The organism is Parasaccharibacter sp. TMW 2.1884, assembly GCF_023337695.1.
In the GTDB taxonomy this organism is placed as follows: Bacteria; Pseudomonadota; Alphaproteobacteria; order Acetobacterales; family Acetobacteraceae; genus Bombella; species Bombella apis.
On the sequence record NZ_QORR01000001.1, the window covers coordinates 662,556 to 684,344 of the forward strand.

The 21,789-nt window shown below is 56.5% G+C and carries 22 protein-coding genes; 8 read left to right on the forward strand and 14 right to left on the reverse strand.

Annotated elements, in window-relative coordinates; translation table 11 throughout:
• Positions 1 to 55: 55 nt before the first annotated feature.
• Entirely contained in the window at positions 56 to 991 is a 936-nt protein-coding gene (locus DTI93_RS02930) for a hypothetical protein (protein WP_249079743.1), read from the reverse strand.
• Positions 984 to 1,970, reverse strand: a complete 987-nt coding sequence (locus DTI93_RS02935; protein WP_248460666.1) for a diacylglycerol kinase family protein — start codon at positions 1,968 to 1,970, stop codon at positions 984 to 986. The genes DTI93_RS02930 and DTI93_RS02935 overlap by 8 nt, the downstream gene beginning before the upstream one ends.
• Before the next feature lie 147 nt (positions 1,971 to 2,117).
• Between DTI93_RS02935 and DTI93_RS02940 the strand changes: the two genes are divergently transcribed.
• From DTI93_RS02940 to DTI93_RS02960, 5 genes are read left to right on the forward strand one after another with little or no spacing between them, the layout of a single operon-like run.
• Positions 2,118 to 3,035: a metallophosphoesterase gene (locus DTI93_RS02940; protein WP_052349057.1), complete on the forward strand. Its 918-nt coding sequence runs from the start codon at positions 2,118 to 2,120 to the stop codon at positions 3,033 to 3,035.
• Positions 3,029 to 4,198: an LptF/LptG family permease gene (locus tag DTI93_RS02945; RefSeq protein WP_249079601.1), complete on the forward strand. Its 1,170-nt coding sequence runs from the start codon at positions 3,029 to 3,031 to the stop codon at positions 4,196 to 4,198. Before DTI93_RS02940 ends, DTI93_RS02945 begins: the two co-directional genes overlap by 7 nt.
• The gene (locus DTI93_RS02950; protein WP_052349056.1) at positions 4,195 to 5,295 is read left to right on the forward strand and encodes an LptF/LptG family permease; all 1,101 of its coding nucleotides are present in this window, start codon (positions 4,195 to 4,197) and stop codon (positions 5,293 to 5,295) included. Before DTI93_RS02945 ends, DTI93_RS02950 begins: the two co-directional genes overlap by 4 nt.
• Positions 5,292 to 6,098: a sterol desaturase family protein gene (locus tag DTI93_RS02955; RefSeq protein ID WP_043560082.1), complete on the forward strand. Its 807-nt coding sequence runs from the start codon at positions 5,292 to 5,294 to the stop codon at positions 6,096 to 6,098. The genes DTI93_RS02950 and DTI93_RS02955 overlap by 4 nt, the downstream gene beginning before the upstream one ends.
• Positions 6,095 to 6,850, forward strand: coding sequence for a nucleotidyltransferase family protein (locus DTI93_RS02960; RefSeq protein ID WP_249079604.1), 756 nt, complete (start codon positions 6,095 to 6,097; stop codon positions 6,848 to 6,850). Before DTI93_RS02955 ends, DTI93_RS02960 begins: the two co-directional genes overlap by 4 nt.
• 53 nt (positions 6,851 to 6,903) lie before the next feature.
• Here DTI93_RS02960 and DTI93_RS02965 read toward each other — a convergent pair whose 3' ends face one another.
• Complete coding sequence (locus tag DTI93_RS02965) at positions 6,904 to 7,791, reverse strand: hypothetical protein (RefSeq protein WP_249079605.1); 888 nt, start codon at positions 7,789 to 7,791, stop codon at positions 6,904 to 6,906.
• Positions 7,792 to 7,958: 167 nt separating this feature from the next.
• On the opposite strand from DTI93_RS02965, the gene DTI93_RS02970 reads away from it, so the two are divergent.
• A complete protein-coding gene (locus DTI93_RS02970) occupies positions 7,959 to 8,765 on the forward strand; it encodes an inositol monophosphatase family protein (protein WP_192848220.1) in 807 nt (268 codons plus the stop codon).
• 49 nt (positions 8,766 to 8,814) lie between these two features.
• Complete coding sequence (locus DTI93_RS02975; protein WP_052349055.1) at positions 8,815 to 9,516, forward strand: lipid-binding SYLF domain-containing protein; 702 nt, start codon at positions 8,815 to 8,817, stop codon at positions 9,514 to 9,516.
• 99 nt (positions 9,517 to 9,615) lie between these two features.
• On the opposite strand, the gene mltG is transcribed toward DTI93_RS02975, so the two are convergent.
• From mltG to DTI93_RS03015, 8 genes are all read right to left on the reverse strand, one after another.
• Complete coding sequence (gene mltG / locus DTI93_RS02980; protein ID WP_249079608.1) at positions 9,616 to 10,686, reverse strand: endolytic transglycosylase MltG; 1,071 nt, start codon at positions 10,684 to 10,686, stop codon at positions 9,616 to 9,618.
• Between the two features lie 43 nt (positions 10,687 to 10,729).
• Entirely contained in the window at positions 10,730 to 12,013 is a 1,284-nt protein-coding gene (gene fabF / locus DTI93_RS02985) for a beta-ketoacyl-ACP synthase II (protein ID WP_043560074.1), read from the reverse strand.
• Positions 12,014 to 12,140: 127 nt separating this feature from the next.
• Positions 12,141 to 12,383, reverse strand: coding sequence for an acyl carrier protein (locus tag DTI93_RS02990; protein WP_043560073.1), 243 nt, complete (start codon positions 12,381 to 12,383; stop codon positions 12,141 to 12,143).
• A gap of 163 nt (positions 12,384 to 12,546) precedes the next feature.
• A complete protein-coding gene (fabG, locus tag DTI93_RS02995; protein ID WP_043560072.1) occupies positions 12,547 to 13,290 on the reverse strand; it encodes a 3-oxoacyl-[acyl-carrier-protein] reductase in 744 nt (247 codons plus the stop codon).
• Positions 13,291 to 13,303: 13 nt separating this feature from the next.
• Positions 13,304 to 14,248 (reverse strand): ACP S-malonyltransferase, encoded by a 945-nt coding sequence (gene fabD / locus DTI93_RS03000; protein WP_043560071.1) that lies wholly within the window; start codon positions 14,246 to 14,248, stop codon positions 13,304 to 13,306.
• A 48-nt stretch (positions 14,249 to 14,296) separates the two neighbouring features.
• Positions 14,297 to 15,022, reverse strand: a complete 726-nt coding sequence (locus DTI93_RS03005; protein WP_043560070.1) for a glycine betaine ABC transporter substrate-binding protein — start codon at positions 15,020 to 15,022, stop codon at positions 14,297 to 14,299.
• A 122-nt stretch (positions 15,023 to 15,144) separates the two neighbouring features.
• Positions 15,145 to 17,238 carry a M13 family metallopeptidase gene (locus DTI93_RS03010; protein ID WP_249079611.1) on the reverse strand — a complete coding sequence of 698 codons (2,094 nt, stop codon included), beginning with the start codon at positions 17,236 to 17,238 and terminating at the stop codon, positions 15,145 to 15,147.
• 37 nt (positions 17,239 to 17,275) lie between these two features.
• Positions 17,276 to 18,100, reverse strand: coding sequence for an acyl-ACP desaturase (locus DTI93_RS03015; protein ID WP_249079612.1), 825 nt, complete (start codon positions 18,098 to 18,100; stop codon positions 17,276 to 17,278).
• A 121-nt stretch (positions 18,101 to 18,221) separates the two neighbouring features.
• On the opposite strand from DTI93_RS03015, the gene bioB reads away from it, so the two are divergent.
• The gene (gene bioB, locus DTI93_RS03020) at positions 18,222 to 19,217 is read left to right on the forward strand and encodes a biotin synthase BioB (protein WP_043560069.1); all 996 of its coding nucleotides are present in this window, start codon (positions 18,222 to 18,224) and stop codon (positions 19,215 to 19,217) included.
• A gap of 71 nt (positions 19,218 to 19,288) precedes the next feature.
• Here the strand turns inward: bioB and DTI93_RS03025 are convergent, their stop codons facing one another.
• Genes DTI93_RS03025 through DTI93_RS03035 form a run of 3 tightly spaced genes read right to left on the reverse strand, consistent with a single transcriptional unit; the run spans position 19,289 to position 21,787 of the window.
• Positions 19,289 to 20,077 (reverse strand): hypothetical protein, encoded by a 789-nt coding sequence (locus DTI93_RS03025; protein WP_086431416.1) that lies wholly within the window; start codon positions 20,075 to 20,077, stop codon positions 19,289 to 19,291.
• Positions 20,074 to 21,045 (reverse strand): MlaD family protein, encoded by a 972-nt coding sequence (locus tag DTI93_RS03030; RefSeq protein WP_043560066.1) that lies wholly within the window; start codon positions 21,043 to 21,045, stop codon positions 20,074 to 20,076. The genes DTI93_RS03025 and DTI93_RS03030 overlap by 4 nt, the downstream gene beginning before the upstream one ends.
• 10 nt (positions 21,046 to 21,055) lie before the next feature.
• A complete protein-coding gene (locus DTI93_RS03035; RefSeq protein ID WP_081563177.1) occupies positions 21,056 to 21,787 on the reverse strand; it encodes an ABC transporter ATP-binding protein in 732 nt (243 codons plus the stop codon).
• Positions 21,788 to 21,789 lie beyond the last annotated feature (2 nt).

Genomic DNA, 21,789 nt, shown 5'->3' on the forward strand with positions numbered 1-21,789 from the left:
TCATGATTCCGCTTTGGGGGCTTTTCTTTTGATAAGCATCCCCATCAGGCCGTTGTCATGATCTCCCTGACCGGAGATGCCGGGCCCGCCAAAGAAAAAGCGGCAGGGTCCAAATAGGGTGCCTTTTCTCAAAAGCCGATACGTAGATCGTCTGTCCCGTGTGCCTCTGTATTTTCCACAGCAAGTAGCTCACCCCATCCCTGAACGTAAACGCTGCCTTGATGAGACGTGCCACGTTCAACGGCTTCCCAAAGGCCTTCACCCTTCCCCAGTCCCGTGTTGCCTTGTCTCTCGCTGAAGCCGTAAGCTGGGGAAGCAGAACGTCTCCCTGCGCAGCATAGCTCAGGGAGGCCTGCCTCCAGGCTGCTTTCAGCAGGATTTCGTATCGCTCTTCTCTTCCTGCCAGAAGGTTGTGGCTGCGTCCCTTCTTTTCCACACGCAGCTCGGCAGCGTAGGTATGGGCAAACAGATCGTGCCAGTATACGTCCGCCCTGCCCTGCTCAGGTCCCAGCAAGGCCGCCCAGCAGGATGCCGTAACCACACATTGGCTGATGGCCTGTAAAAGACGATCAGCACTTCCAGCATCACGTACCCAGACCAGACGCACCGGCTGGCAGAAGCGGGCCCATATGGTCGTATCCACTGTAAAAAGCGTACTGCGCCCGAGAAACTGCGCTATGGACAGAAAGGCAACTTTTGCCCGTATGGTCCGCCCCTCTACCTCATGTTCCATGTAATAGACATTGGGGGGAAGAAGACGATTGGCCATACGGGCCAAGGCATGTCCACCCAGACTTTCCGGCCGGTCTGTGATGACATAGAAATCAACGATCCCCTCGGGATCAACCTTGCGGAGAACCGATCCATAAAATAGGACACCGAGCGGCGGCCTGCGCAGCCGGCTGGCAACAGCCTCTGCAAACTGGGCGAGCTCTCCAGCTACGGGCGTTGTCAGCTCATTGATGAGCGTCTTCCTGATGATGTCAGACATGGACAAACCGAAAGGCCGGTCCTTCTTCCAGTTTCAGGCGGCCACCGGCAGAAACTGGAAAGACCTCACCATCCAGAACAAAATCACTGTCTGTTTCAAGCTGCATCGCCCGGGCAGTAGCGCTCGTGTAATCCTTGTGTGCCCGCAGCCATTCCGGTGCCCGCCCCCTCAGAAGGTTGAAACAGGCCTTCGGCAACGCCTCAGGAAACGCATGGACATCAAGAAAATGGAACCCGTCCCTACTGGTATCTTCATTCCAGAATGGCCAGATGCCATGAGACAGTTTTTCCAGCGCTGTCGTCATGAAAAGGAAGCTGCGCCCCTCCCTGCCTGGCACAGGCAATCCCGTTCCCTCTGCCGACCAGGAGAGCCTGTCCCCATTCATCCAGGAATGGCGGCTGCGACGGAAAAGAAGGCTCGCCATGCTGCTGAAGAGCGTAAAGAAAACAGCAAGATCATGCGGAGCAAATTTCAGGACATTCGGCGAATGAGCGATACGGACAGCTCTGGCATATCCCGTACAGCCACCAAACATGCCCAGTACCGAAGGCCGTTCTCCATCCGGCCAGGACAATCTTATGGGCGTCCTAATACAGCTTTTCAGCCCTTCAGGGCGCAACAGACGATCAATGGCGGCCTCGCCATGCAGGCCGAACCCGACATCACCGGCTATGAGATTGGTATTGCCGGAAGGCAGAATGGCCACGGACGGCAGGGGACAGTCATGATAGACAGAAGCAATCGCTGTCAGACAGGCACTGACCGTACCATCCCCCCCACTGATGGCAATCAGATCCACACCCCGGCTTTTCAGTTCAGTCAGATGCGCAGGGAGATGGCTGTCATTTAGAGCAGATACGCAGAAATCCCCCATTTTTTGCCGTGCCATTCGCACGAACTGCCCTTTGTCCTGAGCATTTTTGCGGCTGTTGGGGTTATGTATCAGGGCCGATTGTACGACATTCATCAATTTCTGCATCTATCCACCACGCATCCGCCCAGAAACATAAAAAGCCAGGCTATTTCATACGCTGGCCGAACCCCTTTAACATGGCTATGCTAAGGGGGCCAGCAAGGAGTTTTTCTCCTGAGAGATCACCCGCCCCTTCATGGATATGGTGCAACAATGCTTTCCGACCCGTCCGCCACTGCATCTTCCCGGCGTGACCTTTCTGTCTGTCTGGCCCATATGTCAGACCCGCATCTGCCTCCCCCCACCATCGCATGGTCTGCCTTCCTCAACAAACGTCTGCTCAGCCGCATTCTCTGGGTCAGCAGACGGAAGCATGTCCTGCTGCCATCCGTCACAGCCGAGCTGCTCGAAAACATCGCCTCCCACAAGGAACTTTCTGCCCTGCTCATCAGCGGCGACATAACAAATTTCGGCACGAAGGAAGAATATCGTCAGGCGGCTGCCTGGCTGTCCACCTTGCCTCTCACTCCCGTCGTCGTACCAGGCAACCATGACTTCATGGCGCCCATTTCTTACAGGAACAGCCTGGCACAGTGGGAAACGTGGTCCGACAGTGCCTTTCCTTTTGTCCGTTTTTTCGGAAGGGTCGCCGTCATCGGGCTCAACTCCGCTCTGCCAACCCCTCCTTTTACCGCCTACGGACGCATCGACAGGAAACAGCGCCAAAAACTGGCAAGCCTTCTTGCGAAATTGGGTGAAGAAGGATACTGCCGGGTTGTCATGCTTCATCATCCCCCTCGCAAAAAGCTGCTGCCTTTCAGGAAATCCCTGATCAACACGCCAGCCCTGTCCAGCCTCCTGCGTCGCCATGGAGCAGACCTGGTCCTGCACGGACACTCTCACGATGCAACCATAACCACCGTCGAGGGGACAGACATACCCCTTCTGGGGGTCGGCGCTGCGGCCATGAACAGCCAGAATCCCGAGCGCAGGGCCTCATGGAACCATCTTACCTTTACCCCGCATGAAGAAGGATGGCAGATCAGGCTCATCCGCCGAGACCACACGGGGCACCCCTTTTCCCACATGGAATGGTTCTCCAGCATTTCGGCAAGGCAGCCTGCATGTTGATACGAAGTACCCTGCCAACACTGGATCGCTACCTGCTGAAGCAGCTGATTCCCCCCTTTACGATTGCATTGGGGACGATGCTTGTTGCCCTGCTGCTGGAGCGACTGCTGACGCTGTTCAACCATCTGGCCAGCAGCGGCAGCTCCATTGCCACACTGATCACGCTTCTCAGCGATCTCCTGCCCCATTATATGGGACTGGCGCTACCGGCTGCCCTCTGCATCGCAATCTTCATGACCGTCAACCGGATGAGCGATCACAACGAGATTGACGTGCTGTGTGCCGGCCATATTTCCCTGCTGCGCATCAGCCAGCCTTACATCAAGGTCGGGGCCATATTGGCCACCCTCAGCCTGCTCCTGTACGGCTACATTCAACCGATTGCCCGATATGACTACCGGGAAGGATTCTATTTCGCCAAACATACGGGCTGGGCACCCCACCTTCAGTCTGGCATGTTCGCCTCAACATCTTCCACCACCATGCTGACAGCAGACCGTGTCGACCATGGTGGGGCCCGTCTGAAAAACATCTTCATCCGCAATCTGAAGGATAATGGAAAAGCTGAGCTCATCACGGCTCCCAGAGGGCTGCTGACCATTTCTGAGCGGGACCAGGCCACCCAGCTCGACCTCTGGGATGGACAGGTCATTCACGTCAACACACCAGATGTGCCTGACGACCATGCTACCGTTACCCATTTTGAACATATAGCCCGTGTCATCGAACGCAGCAAAAGCCGAAAAGCTTTTCGATCCCGTGGTGATGATGAACGGGAAATGACCACACCCGAGCTGTTCCAGGCCCTCCGCCACGGCTCCCCACGCATTTCCTACATCGTGCTCCGCTCCGAAATGGATTTCCGTCTGGCACGGGCCATCAGCATCATGTTCATTCCACTGCTTGCCATCGCTTTCGCCATCGGGCGCAAGCGTCGCCGATCCGTGGTCGGGCAGATCGTGCTCGCCATCATTCTGGTCGGCTTCAATGAGGTTCTCCTTTTTGGGCACAGCATGGCCACAAATGGAAAAGCCTCCGTCTGGCTGACGATCTGGGTTCCCGAATTCCTCTTCTGCATTGGCTGCACAGCAGCCCTGCTGGCACGCTCCCAGGTCTCCTGGCGTCACAGAAAACCGGTACTCCTGAACAGGACGTCACCATGAGAGTCCTGCCCTCCAATCCCACCCTGCTTCAGGTCTTTCTCAAGCCGCTTCTGACAAAGATTCTCCTATGCTGTGGCGTGCTGACAGCCCTGCTCGAGATTCTTGCCCTGCTGGATGATGCCTCCACCATTCTGGACAGGCATCTGGGGATTAGTGGCCTGTTCCGATACATAGGCCTGCACCTGCCAACACTCATCGTTGAAATCATGCCCCTCTCGGTCATGATCGGGGGCCTGTTCACGCTGCTTCAGATGGCACTCTCCAGCGAGATTGCCGTGCTGCGGGCAGCCGGGCTCTCTACCCTCAACATGTTCCGCTACCTTCTGCCCATTCCACTCCTGCTTGGCGTCATCTGCATGGCCGTGCAACTATGGGTCATTCCCCCCTGTGAGCAGGAACTCAACCGCTGGTGGAACGAAGGCGCAACGCAGGCCAATGCCACTGACGATCTACACAGCCTGTGGTTCCGCCTCGGAACAGACATCATCCATGTTGAAACCATCAGCCATGGTGGAAGAAACCTTTCCAAGGTCATCTTCTACCGTCGTCAGGCCGAGAACGGAAACCTGACCGCAGCCCAGTATTATGAAAATCTGGTCCATGAAGGAGGACACTGGGTCAACCATGGCATCGCCAGGCAGCTGACCGTTTCCAACGAACAGACACAGGTTCAGCTGAGCAGCGAACCGCCCCCTCCCACCCTGACGGCATCCCCGCAGGAGATCATCAACATGACATTGCAGGGCGTGTATTATACCCCGCATCAGTTCTGGAAAATTTTCTCGGGAAAAGTGCCATCCAATTTACCTAGGTCAAATTATCTGATGGCATTATATGCTACACTGATGCTGCCGGTGCAGATGGCGGTGATGCTTCTCATCACTCTGCCCATCACCTACATTCCGCCGCGTGCGGGATTGCGGAACCCGTTGCCGGTGTACGTGATGGCGGCTGGTCTGGGAGTGGTCATTCTACAGGGCATGATCTCGGCTCTGGGAAATTCAGGTTCCCTTCCCATATTAATCGCTATAAGTTCGGGCCAGATCGTGGCAGCCCTGTTTGGTCTGGCATGGATACTGCGGATGGAGGAAAAATGAGTACGTTCAAACAATTTTTCCAGGGCACGACTCTCATGCAGAAAGGCAGGAGTTATGATCTGGGAAAAATGAATCTTTCGCAGTTATGGGCGGCTTACCTTACCTATCCGACAATCCTGCTCTATTTTGCCCTGATTATCGGTACGGCCATACTTAGCCTGTATCTGCGTCACAGCTGGTGGGGAGTCCTCATCCCCATTCCCGTCATTGTCGCTGTCTATCCGACAGCTTGGTACATCATCCACCGTTACATCCTGCACGGACGCTGGTTCTACCGGAACCCCATCACAGCCTCCATGTGGAAGCGTATCCATTTTGACCACCACCAGGATCCCCATCTGCTCGAAGTCCTGTTCGGCTCTCCTCTGAACACAGTTCCGACCATGATGGTCATCACCATGCCCATAGGCTGGCTGATTGGCGGCTGGGGTGGAGCTTTTTCAGCACTCTCCACAGCGCTGGTCATGACCTGCATCTATGAATTTTTCCACTGCATCCAGCATCTGGCCTACAAACCCCGCTGGCAGTGGGTGGTGTACATCAAGCAGCTCCATGTCCTGCACCATTTTCACGATGAAGATGGCAATTACGGCATCACCAACTATCTGCCAGATCGCCTGATGGGTACCTTTTACCGGGCCGCCAAGGAACGCCCCCGCAGCCCGTATGTCTTCAATCTGGGCTACACGGTCGAAGAGGCAGAGCGTTATCCTTGGGTCATGCGGCGGACAGGTGCCCCTCCCCGTGACCGGCCGGACCCTGCCCGTGCTCCCAAGAACGAAGAACTTTCCAAGAGCGCATGAACATTCCAGTCCTGATACTGGCCGGGTCGCGTGACGGCGAGCGTGACCCTCTGGCCCGCATGGGGCAGGTATCTCACAAAGCATTGCTACCCATTGCAAACAGCCCCATGATTGAGCGTGTTCTCCATACGCTTGAACAGGTTCCTGAAATCGGGCCAATATGGGTCAGTATCGAACAGCCCGGTCTATTGAGCCATTTGGGGGATCGCATCACTCTTTTGCGGTCTGCCCCCTCTCCAAGCGAAAGTGTTGCCCAGGCACTCGACGCCATCGGCACGCCCTGCCTCGTCACGACGGCAGACCATGCTCTGCTCCGCCCGGAGTGGGTCAGGGAATTCATCGAAAAGAGTCGGACAGCCAATGTCGACCTGACGGCCGGTGTCGCCTTGAAGGAGACAATCCTGCGGGACGTACCCCAGACCAAGCGGACCTACATCCGCTTGGCAGATATTCAGTTTTCAGGCTGCAATCTCTTCTGGCTGGCTACTCCACAGGCGAAAGCCGTAGTTGCGCTCTGGCAGCGTCTTCAGCGTTACCGGAAACAGCCTCTGCGCATGGCCATGATTCTGGGGCTGCCGACCATTCTGCGTACCCTTACGCGCACGCTCAGTTCCCGCAGGCTTGAAGAACGCATACATGCCCTTACGGGCGCCAGAATACGACTTATCCCTCTCTCTGACGGCCGGGCTGCTGTCGATGTTGACAAACCCGCTGACGCAGCTCTCGCAGAGCAGTTGCTGGGTCACCCCTGACATTTCCCTTCATGCCGCCCCATTCTGACAACGGCATGAAGAGAAACACGATCTTACTTCAAAATCTGTCTCTTGATATTGAAGAGAAGAGGTCCCAGTCCGCGGCGTATTTTCTTGAAATCCGCCAGCGTTACATCTCCAGCGGCAGAAAGAGTATGCATGCCGTCTGGATAGTCCCTGATTTCCGGCAGATGCACTGGGACGGAATCTCCCCCGCAAATTGACGGCCTCCCCTTACCAAAGCCACTGATCCGAAGCAGACGGATGCCACCGCCATATGTCTCCGAACAATCCTGCACTGGCAGGAACACTTCATCGCCCTCAACAAACGGCGTCCCTCCCGGACGGGCACCGCTGCGGTCAATCAGAAAATGCCCCATATCGCACCATGGGCCTGTCAGCTCTTCTGCAAGAGCAATGTGCAATGTGCTCTGCCGTGCCTGTTTAGGGGCAGGTGGTGTCCAGAACAGCCACCAGCGTCCAGCATAATGAAGTGGGGTAGCGTCAATCGCTCCAATGGGGAAGTCGAACATGGGCACACGCTGCCACTCATAGGGAAAGGATGTTGCCTTGTAGAGTGTCAGACGCCCGGACTTGTAGGCCTCCGGCAGCATGTAGGTCACTCCCTCGTGCCGGAACACATAGGGATAAGAGAGATGCCAATCCTCACTCAGGACACAGCGACGCTCCTGCAGGGCGAAGGCCTCATCGTAAATGAGAACCTCAATGACACCCTTGGCCTGGCTGTAATCATAATACTCAGCAAAAACATGCAAGCGTCCCCCGTCCCACAGACCAAAAGGATCTGCAAGAAACCCATCCTTTCCACAGGACGGCAGGAACGTCATGTCTATGTCGTCCAGACTGTTCTGCCGGATAACCTGCTCAAAAGGAGCATGAAGAATGGCCGAACGCCAATAGTCCATTTTAAACAGCTTCATCTCTTATCATCCTACGGATACATGCTCATAAAATCATCTTCCACCATACAGAGCTGCCCTCTCCAGTGGAAGAGCTACTGTTCCTCTGGAATGGCTGACAGCCGGAGCATCTTCCTGTACTTTTCTGCCCCAGAGACGTCGCAGCTGCCATATTCAAGGATTCATGAATGCCCATCACATACGATACGGATACCGCCATCGACATCCGCTTTCATGCGGCCTGTTCCATCATCAAGGAAGCTGCGGCCCTTGCCCTGAACATGCAGCCTGCCCCCGGTAAGCCAGCCGCTGATCTCAAGGGCCATCAGGACTACGTGACTGAAGCAGACAGGACCGTGGAACAGTTTGTCACGGCCCGTCTGGGAGCCCTCTTCCCCGAGGATGCCTTTCTGGGAGAAGAGCATGGCGGCAGCTCATCCGGGCTCTTCCGATGGGTCATAGACCCTATTGATGGCACATCCAATTATGCCAGAGGCCGTAATCGCTGGTGCATTTCTCTAGGCCTCATGCACCGGAATGTCCCGGTGGCAGGTATCATAGAAGCTCCAGCCATCCGGGAAAGCTTTACGGCAAGAAAGGGAAAAGGCGCCTTCCTCAATGGAGCCCCCATCAAGGCATCAACAACCGACAAGATGAATGAAGCCATGGTGGAAATTGGCTGGTCACCCTACGTCCCCGAAGGCTGGTACCCCGAAAAGATGCAGGCCCTTTTGCACAAGGGGGTCATGCCACGGTCGCTGGGGTCTGGCGCCCTCGCTCTGGCTGACGTTGCCTGTGGTCGCTCGGATGGTTATCACGAATACGTCATCTTCCTCTGGGATGTTGCTGCGGCCCTGGTCCTTCTTGATGAAGCTGGAGCCCACGTGTCACCTTTCCTGAAAATGGGCGGCCTGACGCAGCGTACGACCATCCTCGCCTGTGCCCCGCTGGTTGCGGCAACCCTCTCGAAGACACTAGGCGTTACACTAGATTAAGTTTATAGTTCCAACGTGCATCCGTTTTCAGCCTACAGAGAGGTTTCCGATGTCCAAGTCATTTTCCTACATCTCACGGACTGTTTCCATTGCTGCGGGTGTTGGCATGCTCGCCATGAGCGCCTGCGCCGGTGACGCAGCCGCTGCCAAGATTTCCAAACAGCAGGTTCTCGTAAACAAGGCTACATTCGCCGTGCAGTCCGCTCTGCTTGACTCCAAAGTCAAGGAAAAGACGGCCCATGTCCTTGGCGAGACAAAAGCCGTCGTGATCTGTCCCGACGTCACGAAGATGTCTCTCATCGTTGGTGGTACCGGTGGGCGTTGCGTCCTGCTGGCCCGTGGTGCCAACAATTCCTGGTCTGACCCGGCTTTCTATAACCTGAGCGCAGGCTCCTTTGGTCTTCAGGCTGGTTATCAGCACAGCCAGCTTTTCTTCTTCATCACGTCCCAGAAAGCACTCCTGAACCTGATGGATCACGAGTTCAGCTTTGACGCCAGTGCCGATGCTGCTTTTGGCAATGACAGCAGCAGCACGCAGAACACCCCCAAGGAAGTCTATGCCATGCAGAAGATGAAGGGGGTTTTTGCTGGTGTGTCCCTCGGCAGCAGCAAGCTGAAACCCGATAGTGAGGCGAACCGTTCCTATTACCATCAGGTCGTCGGGCCGGAAGACATCGTCGTGCGGATGCAGGTCAACAACAAGTCAGCCGATGCGCTGCGTCGTGTCGTCATGAAGGCCTTCAACCAGTAAGATTGAGGCAGATCATACGGTCTTCTCACAGATGGGGGCATTATCCAGAAGTGGATAATGCCCCTTCTTCTTTTCAGGTATCCCGCTGCACAGGAAAAATTACTGGGCTGCCGCTTTTTTCATACGGCGATAGGCACGGACGTTATCCGTCTGTTCGGCAAGGGTATGGGCAAAATTATGCCCCCCATGTCCTGTTGCGACAAAATACAGCGCATTACCCGAAGCGGGATGGGCTGCTGCCTCCAACGACTCACGACCGGGCGAACAGATAGGCCCCGGAGGCAGACCCGGATGAAGATAACTGTTGTAGGGGCTTTCTGTCTGCAGGTCCTCATGCGTCAAGGGGCGAGGCAGCACCCCATCTCCATCGCTCAACCCATAAATGACAGTCGGATCTGTCTGAAGCTTCATTCCCTGTTTCAGACGGTTCAGGAAGACCCGGGCGATCTGTGGTCTCTCCTCTGCCAAAGACGTCTCCCTTTCCACAAGCGAAGCCAGAATCAGAAGCTGTTCTGGTGTGGTTATGACACCCTGCAAGGCTGCTTGATCCCGCTGATCCCAGATCGCCTGAAGCGTCTTACCCATCAATTCTGTCATGTGATGCAGAAGTGCCTGTCGCTCCATGCCCCAGACATAAAAGAACGTCTGAGGTGCCACCTGCCCCTCCCCTATGGTGGGAAGGTCTCCTTGCAACGCAGGTGCCTGCATCAGTAATGTCCTGATGCGCTTTGCTGTCAGGCCCTCCGCTACGGTCAAACTGTGCGTGACAGGATGCCCATGACGGAGAATCTCAAGACTGTGAGCCATGGACACCCGCTCTGGAAACTTCAATTCCGCTGCGTGAATCGCTCCCTGTGAGCGGGTGGCATACATGGCTACCTTGAAGAACAGGGAAGACACACCACCCCGTGCCAGAATCCCATTTTCCTGAAGGGCTTCAATGACCCGACCAGTGCCACCCTTGGGGATGACAACCACACGCTCTGTCTGTAAAGGCCCCGGGTCTGTGTAATGGCCATACCCGGCGAAAACGGTTCCACCAGCAGCGGCCAGCAGCAAAGCAAAGACCCGTCCTTTTGTCAGGAGACGGAAACGCTTCCTTGCCCTGCTTCCACTCTCTTCTTCAGGCCCCTGTTTTCTGGAAGTGTCTAATGCAGGTTCCTGTGCCATCGTTTCAGTCTCCAGCGTCGAAAATCTGCATCAGACAGTCAGATCAGCCCCTGAACCGCTTCAGAACAAGACTGGCGTTGGTCCCACCAAAGCCAAAGCTGTTGGAAAGAGCAACATCCACCTGCTGCTCTTTCGCCTTGTGAGGGATACGGTCCATGGCGCTCTCACTGGACGGTTCATCCAGATTGAGCGTAGGAGGCAGGATACCATCACGCATGGCCTGAAGGCAGAAAATGGCCTCCACGGCGCCAGCGGCACCCAGCAGATGCCCGATCGCCGACTTTGTGGACGACATGCTCGTACCAGCAGCTGCATCACCAAACAGGCGCTCTACAGCCCCGAGTTCCAGATCATCCGCCATTGTGGAGGTCCCATGAGCATTGACATAGCCAATCTCGGCAGGGCTGACCCGGGCATCCTTCAGGGCAGCCTGCATGGCACGGAAGGCCCCTTCATGATTCTCCGCCGGAGCGGTGATGTGATAGGCATCCCCCGAAAGACCATACCCAACGACTTCGCCATAAATCTTGGCACCACGACGCTTTGCATGTTCGTACTCTTCCAGCACGACCACGCCGGCACCCTCACCCATGACAAACCCGTCACGCTGCCTGTCCCACGGGCGGGATGCTGTTGTCGGACTGTCATTGAAACTGGTCGAAAGGGCGCGGGCTGAACAGAAACCGGCAATACCGAGCTCGCAGATGGCCGACTCTGCGCCACCAGCAACCATTACCTTCGCATCGCCATGCTGGATCAGACGGGACGCATCACCGATCGCATGGGTACCGGACGCACAAGCGGTCACCACGGCATGATTCGGCCCCTTGAAACCATAACGGATGGACAAATGCCCCGCCGTGAGATTGATCAGCGATGAAGGAATGAAGAAAGGAGAAAGACGACGTGCCTTGCCTGCTGCCACAGCCAGCGAGTTGTCGTAGATCGTTTTCAGGCCGCCAATGCCAGAACCGATCATGACACCTGTTGCACAACGATCTTCCTCTGATTCCGGCTTCCAGCCTGAATCTTCCACAGCCTGGATACCCGCTGCCAGACCAAGATGGATGAACCGGTCCATCTTTTTCTGTTCCTTGACAGGCACCCAGTCGGAAAGGGTAAGTCCACCCTCTTCCGTTGGTCCGGCCGGAACTTCGCCTGCAATTCTCGCCGGAAGATCAGAAGCATCAAACTGTGTGATCGGACCAATGCCGGATTGAGAGTTGATAAGGCGCTTCCATGTCAGTTCTGCACCAACAGCCAACGGGCTGACTACGCCTATTCCCGTAACGACCACACGTTTTCTGTCCGTTCCAGAGCCGCTCATCGCCGCCTTACCTCACAATTCGTAAATACGCATAAAGCGAAACGGACTTGCTCCGCTTCGCTCTTTCAGAACGGAGCGGACTGATCCCCGACCAGCCCGTCCCGTCATCCAATCCCTACACCGGGAATCAGGCAGCTTTCTGCTTGGTGATATACTCGATGGCATCATTCACAGTAGCAATCTTCTCGGCGGCATCTTCCGGAATCTCGACGGAGAATGCTTCCTCGAAAGCCATGACCAGCTCGACCGTGTCCAGACTGTCAGCGCCCAGATCGTCGATGAAGGAAGCATCCGGCTTCACCTGGCTTTCTTCGACGCCCAAATGCTCGACGACGATCTTCTTCACCTTGTCAGCGATTTCGTTGCTCATCTGCCTTAAATCCTTGCTACCCCTACCGGGTGTTTCTAAGAAAAAAACCTGCCTGCCTGTCAGCTTCGGGACATCGGAATGCCCAGCAATGAAGCCATACTCTGAGCCTTTGCCAGGCCAAGCAGGCCGCGCTTAGCATGTTTTCCTGCAAACGCCAACTTTTTCAGACCATGGCCATCCCACCATTAACATGAAGCGTCGTGCCCGTCACCCATGCGGCCTCGTCCGAAGCAAGATAGACAACGGCTGCAGCAACATCCTCCGGGCGCCCCATACGGCCAAGCGGAATGTTACCCAGCAGCTTCTCCCGTACAGCTTCCGGCAGAACATCGGTCATCGCAGTCTCCACGAAGCCCGGTGCCACAACATTGACCGTCACACCACGGCGGCCTGCTTCCTGGGCCAGAGACTTGCTCATGCCCACCAGACCGGCCTTTGCAGCTGCATAATTGGCCTGCCCCGGATTGCCCGTTGTCCCCACAATGGAAGAAATGGAGATGATACGCCCGGTACGGCGCCGCTGCATCCCTTTCAGCGCAGCACGGGCCAGACGGAACGGACTTTCCAGATCGACCTTGAGCACCTGTGCCCAATCATCATCCTTCATCCGCACGGCCAACGTATCCCGTGTCAGCCCCGCATTGTTGACAAGAATATCCAGAGGCTGCCCTGCCACTTCCTCTGCACGGGCCACCAGAGCATCAGCCTGTGCATCATCCGACAGATTGGCCGTGACGACATGCACACGCTCACCACCCAGAGCCGCTGCCACATCCTGGAGGGCTCCCTCCCGTGTTCCGCTCAGCACGACAGTCGCACCACACTCATGCAGCTGACGGGCAATGGCCGCACCAATACCACCAGAAGCGCCGGTCACCAGAGCCAGCTTACCAGAAAGAGAAAACATCAGGACTACCCCCTTACAGGCTTTTCAGCATTGTTTCGATCTCTGCCGGAGTTCCAGCATGATCAGCCGCCAGATCAGGCACGATGCGACGCGCCAGCCCTGTCAGCACCTTCCCGGCACCCAGCTCATGCTGGCAGGTAACATCCTTGCCCGGCATGGAAAGTACAGTCTCCCGCCAGCGCACACGCCCGGTGATCTGCTGGCCCAGCAAGGTACGGATGTCATCAGGCTGAGAGACTGGTTCTGCCGTCACGTTGGCAATGACAGGAATGGCGGCAGGCCGGAACGCTGCCCCTGCCAGAGCCTCTTCCATCTCGGCGGCAGCCGGTGCCATCAGAGAAGAATGGAACGGGGCTGATACGGGCAGCTTCACCACACGGCGGATGCCTCTGTCCTTTGCCGCTGCCATGGCACGGTCCACCGCTGCCATATGCCCCGAAATGACGATCTGCCCACCACCATTGTCATTGGCGATTTCCAGAACATCACCTTCCGCACAGTCTGCACAGATCTCCTGCGCCACATCCGGCTCAACACCCAGAATGGCCGCCATGCCTCCCTGCCCTGCAGGCACGGCACGCTGCATCGCCTGGCCCCGCAGGCGGAGAAGGCGGGCACCCTCGGCAATCCCCATGACACCAGCTGCTGTCAGGGCAGCATATTCTCCCAGGGAATGGCCTGCCAGAAGCGTGGCTTTCTCTTTCAGGGCAAAGCCCCCTTCATGTTCCAGCACCCGCACGGTCGCCATGGAAACTGCAAAAAGAGCCGGCTGGGTGTTCTCCGTTGCCGTCAGCTCGGCGGGATCCCCCTCAAAAATCAGCCGGGAAAGATTGGCCCCAAGAGCTTCATCCACCTCTTCAAACACGGCACGGGCAACAGGGAATGCCTTGTACAACTCCAGCCCCATCCCGACAGACTGGCTGCCCTGACCAGGAAACACAAACGCATGACGAGCCATGCAAACACCTCCAGCTTTCAGTTTATCAACGGTGATGACAAAAGAACGTCAGCGGGGAATCAACCGCCCGCGCTGCCATGATTCCGCAGCGTCTCCGGGGCCCATTCCATCAATGCTTACGGCGTAGTCAAGAGCGCTCATGACCTTGTTGCTCAGCATCATGATGGACAGCTCATCCAGCATGTCTTCATCCACCTCCGCACGAAGCCCCTTGCGCAGAACAAGCCGGGCCGTCTGCACCTCGCCAGCAAGCAGGTCTCCATCAGGAAGACCCTCCAGCATCTCGACATGGAAAACGGCATGAGGCTGCCAGACAGCGACCAGAGGACAATCCCCTGCCTCTTCCGCCTGCTTCAACCGCGGGAAGACCTCTTCCGGCGCAACAACTTCAAGAGGGAGCTCCTTGAGGGCAGGACGCTGCTCAAAAGCTTTCTCCACAAACGGGCGTGCCTCGGCCGTGGTGAGAAGGGAGGTAAAGTCTGCAGCCTTCCAGCCAGCACCCTTCCCTGATTTTTTAAGGGCGGAAAACTGAAGTTCAGGATGATACAGGCTACCAATGGCTTCATGCCCATGAGACAGAATGACCTCATCCTGCGGGAACCATGCCGACACGAGAATATCGACCTCGCCATCGTCCAAAGCCTGTAAACGTTCATCCCGGCTCAGATCAGCATAGGCGACTTCCTCACCATTCGCCTCGATGACACGGGCCACGCCACTGGCACAGGCGGCATGCAACGCCGTGTAAAGATGACCAATAGTGAGATATGACATGAAACAGCCCCGCATGATGAAGAAACAGACCCGGGATAGCCATAGCCCGGCCGTTTGTGAAGCCCCGCCCCCATTTTTCCCTCAGGCAGGGGCTGGCTTCGCAGGACGATGGTCTGCTCCTGTTACCATATCTTGACCCGCTGCTCCGGCGGCAGATACAGCCTGTCTCCCGCTTTCACACCGAACACCTGATACCAGAGATCGATATTGTGAACCGGCATGTTCACCCGGCTGGCAGCTGGAGCATGCTCGTTGGAAAGAACCTGCCGTTTCAGGGCATCTGGCCTGTCCTTCTCACGCCAGACCTGCGCCCAGCCGAGAAACACTCTCTGGTCTCCCGTCCAACCATGAAGAGGTGCCTCCGTCCGACCATGAAGGCTGTCATGATAGGCCTGCACCGCCAGATTCAGCCCCCCAAGGTCAGCAATATTTTCCCCCATGGTCATCCTGCCATTCACATGCAGTCCGGGAAAAACTTCCTCGGCATCATACTGGGCACCGAGTCTTTTCGCTCTTTCCTCAAAAGCCTGGGAAGACCGGCTGCTCCACCAGTCATGCAGGCGACCATGCTCGTCATAATGACGGCCCTGATCATCAAAACCATGGCTCATCTCATGACCAATGACCCCGCCAATGCCGCCATAATTGACGGCCATATCACCCGTGGGGTCAAAGAATGGCGGCTGGAGAATGGCCGCAGGGAAAACGATCTCGTTCTTTACCGGGTCATTATAGGCATTCACTGTCTGAGGCGTCATGTCCCATTCGTCCCGGTCCACGGGACGGTCGAGCTGGTCCAGACGATGATGCCAGTTGAAAGCGATGCCACGTGAGGCATTGCCATAGACATCGCCCGGGCGAATATCCAGTGCGGAGTAATCCCACCATTTGTGGGGATAGCCCACCTGCATGGCAAAATGATCCAGCTTGACGAGCGCCGCCTGACGGGTCGGAGCATCCATCCATTCATTATGCTCCAGCCGCCAGCGGAAGGCCTTCTTCAGCTCCTGGACCAGCCCGGTGATCCGATCCTTCGCCTCAGGCGGGAAATAATGTTCTACATAGAGGCGCCCCAGCGCCCAGCCCATGGCCGTATTCGTAGCACGGACAGCACGCTTCCAGCGGTCGGGCTGGCGCTTCATGCCCATCAGAACCCGACCATTGAAATCAAAAGACGCATCTGAAAACTCACGAGAGAGATATGGCGCTGCATTGTCGGCCAGATGAAAAGACAGCCAGGCCTTGACCGTCCTCCTGTCAGCCCCGGCAATGATCCGGGCCATCTCCGCAATGGATTCCGGTTCACGCACATCGATCACACGCTCCATCAGACCTGCCTCTGGCACCCCCATGGTCCGCAGGTAAGTGACCCAATCCACATCGGGCGCCAGACCAACCAGCTCTTTTACCATCATCGGATTGAACATCTTCACGGGGTCCCGTGTCTGATCACGGGGAGTTTCCACCTTCGCCAGTGCCGTTTCCAGAGCCACAACAGCTGAGGCGTCATTGTCCGGATCAGGCCAGTCCAGCAGTTCCAACATTCTGGCAACATGAGCCCGGTAGGCATTTTTCTGCGGGGCCAGGGCAGGATTGCTGTAATAGCTGATGTCAGGCAGCCCAAGACCGCCACTGATGCCAATACTCATGCCCTGATCCAGCATCAGCATGTACTGTGTCGGATCCTTCTGGTTCTGTTCAATATCCAGAGCAAAAGGGCTGTACATGAGGGAGCTGGCCGAAAGACCGAACAGACGGGCCAAGGATGCCCTGTCATTCATGTCCCGTATCTGGCCCAGCTCCACCTCAAGCGGATCGCCACCTTTGGCATCAACAGTCTTCTGATCGAGAAAGCTGCTATAAAAGGTTGCCAGCTTGCTGCGTTCGTCTCCCACCTCCGCATACGGTAGCAAGGCCTCCAGAAGCGCTTTCTGCCTTACCTGAGACAGTTCAGCGAGAATATGGAAAGGCCCGTAACTGCTCATGTCGTCAGGAATCTTCAGCTGACCGATATAATGGCCGTTGGCATAGGTAAAGAAATCCTGCCCTGGCGGAGTGGCCGGATCCATTCCTGCCTGATCAAACCCCCAGCCATTCCTGTAGGCCTGAGGCGTCTGGGTCTGTGCGTGGCCAGCTGCCCCTGCGGCAAGCCCGCCCCCGATCACCATGAGCATGCTGCACTGTTTCAGGACGGTACGGAATGATGGAATTTTCATGAAAACATCCATTGTTGAAAAAAGGGTATGAAACAGCTCAGACCTGCTGAAGCTGACGGGCGAACGACCTCTGCTTCCAAGAGATCAGGGCATGCATCCCCTTCGCAAGCCACCGCTGCATGCGGGAATGGGGTGTCAGGCCCGATGTCTTCAAAATCATGGCCGTGACACGGTCCAGATGCTTCTGCTGGTAGAAGGACAGGGCCCGGGCCATGTAGGCAGCAATACAGTTCTTGTGATCATAAAAACGGAATTTCTCACTGTTCGTGATGTAAAAGGCTGTTGCAAGTTCGTCATCCTCACTTTCCATCACACGGCTCAGGGCAATCCGCAGACGGAACCAGCGCCCCAGCTTCTCACGTTCCAGATAACGATGCATATTGTCATAAAACAGTTTGAAATGACGGTATTCATCAGCAGCGATCTGCTTGCAGACTGCCTTCAGAACGGGCTCATCCGTAGCGTCAGCCAGTGCCGTATAGAAAGAGGATGTTCCCGTTTCCACCATGCAGCGGGCAATCAGCTCCCCCGTACGAGACCCCCTGATGGATGAGGACACGTCCGTATCTATCCTGTAAGCGTCCCGATATCGCTCAAAAGCTTTGGCGTAATCCCAGTCCGGGTCTGCCAGCATGGCCCATTTCCCAAGGGCATCTCCATGCTGGACCTCTTCTTCCGCCCAGTTCTGTGCGGCATCCCGGAAACCGGAATCGTCATGGAAAACATTCCTGAGGTAACAGGTATAGTCCCGTGCATTCCGCTCCACCACAGAAGCTGCCTTCACAAGGGCAAGGATATCAGGGTTCACCTTCGTCGCGTCAAAGGCGGCCCAGTCCATCTGATCAATCTGCCAATGTTTCATAAAGACACCCTGCATTTTCCGAAATGACGTTAACCCTTCATGCATCTATCATACTTTTCGGATGGCATAGCGTCCATCTTTTGGGTAGGTGTATGCAGCCAACTCTGGAGACAAAAGCTAGATGACTGAACAGACCTGCCCCTCGCCTCAGAAGGTCACGCTCCGGCACGACTGGGCTCGCGAAGAAGCAGAAGCCCTTCTTGCGCTGCCCTTCCCGGAGCTGATCTTTCAGGCACAGCTGGCACACCGGCAATTTTTTGACCCCACAAAGGTACAGATATCAACCCTGCTCTCCATAAAGAGCGGCGGTTGCCCGGAAGACTGCTCCTACTGTCCGCAGAGCGCCCACCACGACAAGCGCATGGCCGCTGAAAAGCTCATGCCGCTGGAGCGTGTCATCGCCGATGCCAGACGCTCGAAGGAAGCCGGTGCCGGGCGGTTCTGCATGGGCGCTGCATGGCGTGCCCCGAAGGACCGTGACCTGGATGCTGTCTGCCGCATGGTTGAGGAGGTCAAGGCTCTCGGACTGGAGACCTGCCTGACCATAGGGATGCTCACGCCCAGCCAGTCTGCCCGCCTGAAAGAGGCCGGTCTGGACTATTACAATCATAATCTTGATACGTCAGAAGATTTCTACGGCAAGATCATCACCACACGGACCTATCAGGAACGTCTGGATACTCTGGCCAATGTGCGTGATGCCGGCATCAAGGTCTGCTGCGGCGGGATCATCGGCATGGGTGAAGACACGCAGGACCGTGCCGGCCTGCTGACGACACTGGCCAATCTACCGACCCACCCGGAAAGTGTTCCCATCAACCTGCTCGTCCGCGTGGAGGGCACTCCGCTGGCTGATGAAGAGGCCGTGGATCCGATCACCTTCGCCCGCGTGATTGCAACAGCCCGCATCATGATGCCAGCCAGTCACGTCCGTCTGGCAGCGGGACGTGAAAACATGTCCGAATCAACACATGCACTCTGTTTTCTGGCAGGAGCCAACTCCATTTTCTGGGGGGAAAAGCTGCTCACGACGCCCAATCCGGCACAGAACAGGGACACAGAGCTTCTGGCCATGCTGGGCATGAGCCCCATGATGCAGAAAACGGCAACAGCCTGATCTGACCCCACCATGGATGCGCTCCAGAACGGTTTCTGGCGCGCATCCACCTGACCAGACAGGCAGCGAGCTTACAGGCTGGTCTGCTGCTTCCGGGCACTATCCCTGAAACGCTGCATGACACGCCCAGCGGCCTGCTCATTCCCCATGGCACGAAGAGCTTTGGCCTCCAGCAGCAGAGCCCGACGCATGGCTTCGTAATCCATGTCTTCCCTGCGTATTTTCACCAGCCCCTCGGCAGACTCTGCCGCTGGCTGCCAATCCCTGTTCAGGATCAGACGCAGGGTAAGAAGTTCTTTCAGGTTGGCCTGGTCCTTGTCATTCCTGCTGGGAGCAAGAGCGGTGATGGCTTCCTCCAGCCCAGCCCGATCAAACTGCGCAGCTGCTGCCAGACCACCCAACGCATAAGCGCTGAAACGTATCCGATCATCCGGACTGGTCCTGGCCAGCTTCGCCTCATCACCCGCATGCTGCCAATATGTCTGGGCATAAAAGACAGATGCCCGTACGAGATGCAGATCAGCCTGCCGTCCGCCAGTCCAGCCCCTCACCATCAATGCTTCAGACACCCGGCGTAATGTCTCCAGACTCGCCTGATAGTCTTTCAGACGCAGCTCGCTGGTAGCTAGGTTGAAACCGGCATCATGGATGGCCTGAACATCATCAATCAGAAACGCCCGCTCCAGAGCATCTGCGTAATGCTGCCTCGCCTGTTGGATATAGCCAAGACTGAACACACTGTCGGCAGCATCCATTCTTGTGGCGTAGCGCTGGTCTTCCCACTCACCGGGACCGCTGGAACAACCTGAGAGAAGCCCGGCGGAGAGGGAAAGAGAAATGATGACATTGCAAAATTTCATGGTCTCACCTCACGGGCCGGGAGCCTGCGGTCAGGCCGGTGCCTGTTTTTGCCGCCACCACCGCCCAGCAACCACAAACCCCGCAGCTGATCACTCAGCTTGCGCAGGCTGTCTGCCGTAGCCTCAGCTTCAGCCAGAACGGCGGGAAGCTGCTCCGTGGCATCAGCCACATTACGGACGCTCCGCTGCACTTCCGGGCCGGAATCTTTCAACCCCTTGGTCAGGCCGTGCACATTCTGCATCACGCCATTGGCTTCATTCAGCGTAATCTGCAACTTCTGTTCCAGTGGCTGCACAGCCTCAATGGCCTTGTTCAATGAAACTAGGATCGTATTTACACGCTGGGCCGTTTCCTCATTGGTCAGCAGGGCACCAGCTGTCCCCTTACCTGCATGAAGGTCCACCATGATGTCCTTGGCCTGCTTCGTGATCTCTTCCACATTATCCATGGCAGGAAGCAATCTGGCCCGCAGATCTATCAGGGTCTGGACAATCATGTCCGCAGGGTTGGGTTCCACGCTGGTATTCAACACGGCATAGTCCCAGTTGAGCGGCTCTCCCTGCCCACGGGTGATTTCAATATATCCCGCACCCGCCACGACAAGGCGACGTTTGATGGTAGCAATGCTGTCACTGCGAATATAGCGCTCGAAATGGGGTTCGATCGTTCCTTCCGCATACATACGGCCTGATTCATTGAGGTCCAGCCGCCGGATTTCCCCTACACGGACCCCCATGACTTCAATGTCATTATTGACAGCCAACCCCGCCACACCACTTTCCGGCAGCACGAAATGGAGACGCCCTGCCGGTGTCAGCCACTGCTTGAGAAAACCGGCCTCGACCAGAACAGCTGTCAGGATGACAAGAGCCAGCAGAACAAGCAGCCCGACCCACTCATCCACGAAAGAGCTCCTGAACAGAGGAGCTGCCAGACCGGAACGCCGACGTAAACGTAAAGGACGCATCACATATCTCTCACTTTACGAGACCATTACTACCGAGGCGAAAACGCTGCATGCCGGGCCCGGCATAACCAGCCCAGGCGGAGCGCTCCGAACCGATCCACACGACCGCACAGCCCCGCTCCCGTGCAGCTGTCAGTTCTGTCAGAAAAGCATTGTACAGCTCGACCGGTCCCCCAAGACTGATAGGATTTTCCAACAGAAGCAAGGACGGCCTGTTCATGAAGGTTCGCACATATTCCGAGCGTTTCCTGTCCAGCGGGGAGAGTTTTTCAGGCAGCTGCGTTGGCAGGCCGGGCATGCCGAATGACTGGGCCAGCTGGACGGCCTCCACCACCAGTCTGTCATAAGAGGCACGACTGTGATGCAGGCTAGGCCAGAGAATGTTCATATGCATCTCGTACAGGTCAATCCAGCCACTGTCCTCGGTTATGCGACCGATACGCCCCCGCAGTGCCTGCGCCCGTCTTTCATCCAGCTCCGCCCAGTTCAGCCCCATGCAGCTGACCGTTCCCTGTCCCCTGCCTGTCCTCGCATCCTGCCTGACGGGCAGAAGCCCTGCGCAGAAATCCGTAAACTGCGACGCCCTGAAACTGTCACGACACTCCACGAACACACATTCACCGGGTGCCAGTGCCAGATTGTATTTTACTGAAGGCAACCCTGTGGAATCAGACACCGGAACAGCATCATCCAGCTTCAGGACAAAACCATAATCCCCTTCTGAAAGAGTTGTGCCTTCCACCG

Bases quoted from the DNA above. Each gene is read 5' to 3' on its own strand.
- DTI93_RS02965 (WP_249079605.1), bottom strand. From the start codon at position 7,791: ATGAAGCTGTTTAAAATGGACTATTGGCGTTCGGCCATTCTTCATGCT.
- DTI93_RS02975 (WP_052349055.1), top strand. From the start codon at position 8,815: ATGTCCAAGTCATTTTCCTACATCTCACGGACTGTTTCCATTGCTGCG.
- DTI93_RS03015 (WP_249079612.1), bottom strand. From the start codon at position 18,100: ATGAAACATTGGCAGATTGATCAGATGGACTGGGCCGCCTTTGACGCG.
- fabF (WP_043560074.1), bottom strand. From the start codon at position 12,013: ATGAGCGGCTCTGGAACGGACAGAAAACGTGTGGTCGTTACGGGAATA.
- mltG (WP_249079608.1), bottom strand. From the start codon at position 10,686: ATGGCACAGGAACCTGCATTAGACACTTCCAGAAAACAGGGGCCTGAA.
- DTI93_RS02945 (WP_249079601.1), top strand. From the start codon at position 3,029: ATGTTGATACGAAGTACCCTGCCAACACTGGATCGCTACCTGCTGAAG.
- DTI93_RS03025 (WP_086431416.1), bottom strand. From the start codon at position 20,077: ATGAAATTTTGCAATGTCATCATTTCTCTTTCCCTCTCCGCCGGGCTT.
- DTI93_RS03005 (WP_043560070.1), bottom strand. From the start codon at position 15,022: ATGTCATATCTCACTATTGGTCATCTTTACACGGCGTTGCATGCCGCC.
- DTI93_RS02940 (WP_052349057.1), top strand. From the start codon at position 2,118: ATGCTTTCCGACCCGTCCGCCACTGCATCTTCCCGGCGTGACCTTTCT.
- DTI93_RS02935 (WP_248460666.1), bottom strand. From the start codon at position 1,970: ATGCAGAAATTGATGAATGTCGTACAATCGGCCCTGATACATAACCCC.
- DTI93_RS02955 (WP_043560082.1), top strand. From the start codon at position 5,292: ATGAGTACGTTCAAACAATTTTTCCAGGGCACGACTCTCATGCAGAAA.
- bioB (WP_043560069.1), top strand. From the start codon at position 18,222: ATGACTGAACAGACCTGCCCCTCGCCTCAGAAGGTCACGCTCCGGCAC.
- DTI93_RS02950 (WP_052349056.1), top strand. From the start codon at position 4,195: ATGAGAGTCCTGCCCTCCAATCCCACCCTGCTTCAGGTCTTTCTCAAG.
- DTI93_RS02990 (WP_043560073.1), bottom strand. From the start codon at position 12,383: ATGAGCAACGAAATCGCTGACAAGGTGAAGAAGATCGTCGTCGAGCAT.
- DTI93_RS03010 (WP_249079611.1), bottom strand. From the start codon at position 17,238: ATGAAAATTCCATCATTCCGTACCGTCCTGAAACAGTGCAGCATGCTC.
- DTI93_RS02960 (WP_249079604.1), top strand. From the start codon at position 6,095: ATGAACATTCCAGTCCTGATACTGGCCGGGTCGCGTGACGGCGAGCGT.
- DTI93_RS03030 (WP_043560066.1), bottom strand. From the start codon at position 21,045: ATGCGTCCTTTACGTTTACGTCGGCGTTCCGGTCTGGCAGCTCCTCTG.
- fabD (WP_043560071.1), bottom strand. From the start codon at position 14,248: ATGGCTCGTCATGCGTTTGTGTTTCCTGGTCAGGGCAGCCAGTCTGTC.
- DTI93_RS02970 (WP_192848220.1), top strand. From the start codon at position 7,959: ATGCCCATCACATACGATACGGATACCGCCATCGACATCCGCTTTCAT.
- DTI93_RS02930 (WP_249079743.1), bottom strand. From the start codon at position 991: ATGTCTGACATCATCAGGAAGACGCTCATCAATGAGCTGACAACGCCC.
- fabG (WP_043560072.1), bottom strand. From the start codon at position 13,290: ATGTTTTCTCTTTCTGGTAAGCTGGCTCTGGTGACCGGCGCTTCTGGT.